We start from the raw sequence: 738 nt of genomic DNA, 5'->3' as shown, positions 1-738 counted from the left end.
ATACCAACATCCGCCTGCGCCAGCGCGGGCGCGTCGTTTACACCATCTCCTGCCATCGCGACACGTCGCCCTTCGGACTGCAAATTCTGAATGATCCGTGCCTTGTCTTCGGGAAGGACGTCAGCGCGAATTTCGTCAATGCCGAGCCGCGCGGCGACTGCGCGAGCGGGTTTTTCATTGTCGCCTGTCGCCATGACAATCTTGAAGCCAAGACCATGCAGCGCTTCCAGGGCTTCTGGCGTCGTCTCCTTGACCGGGTCCGCAACGCAGACCAAGCCGGCGACCGCACCGTCGATCGCGACGAACATGACGGTTTCGCCTTGCTCGCGACGATTATCCGCCGTCTCCGCCAGATCGGTTGCTGCGAGACCCAGCTCTTCAAGCAAGCGAGCATTGCCAAGCGACACAGCCCGACCATCAACCCGACCGATCACGCCCTTGCCCGTGATCGCTTCAAAGTCTTGCGTTTGGGCAAGTTCCAGTCCTTTTTCCAGCGCGCCCTCGACAATAGCCTCTGCCAACGGGTGTTCGGATCCTCGCTCCAGACTAGCGGCCAGTCGAAGTAGCTCATCGTCCGTGTGTTCATCACGGGTGATGACTGCCACGAGCTTTGGCTTGCCCTCGGTAAGCGTACCGGTCTTGTCCACAATCAGAGTATCGACTTTGGCGAAACGCTCGAGCGCCTCGGCGTTCTTGATCAAAACACCCGCCTGCGCACCCCGCCCTGTTGCCGTCATA

The 738-nt window shown here is 60.0% G+C and carries 1 protein-coding gene; it reads right to left on the bottom strand.

What is annotated here, in order from left to right; all coding sequences use genetic code 11:
* The coding region (locus PKF00_RS44845; protein ID WP_271223737.1) for an HAD-IC family P-type ATPase at nt 1-701 on the bottom strand (701 nt) is incomplete at its 3' end.
* Between the last annotated feature and the right edge of the window lie 37 nt (nt 702-738).

Source organism: Streptosporangium carneum (assembly GCF_027922005.1).
Classification (GTDB): domain Bacteria; phylum Actinomycetota; class Actinomycetes; order Streptosporangiales; family Streptosporangiaceae; genus Streptosporangium; species Streptosporangium carneum.
Note: the sequence above shows the minus strand (reverse complement) of the source record. Positions and strands in the feature narration are given on the sequence as shown.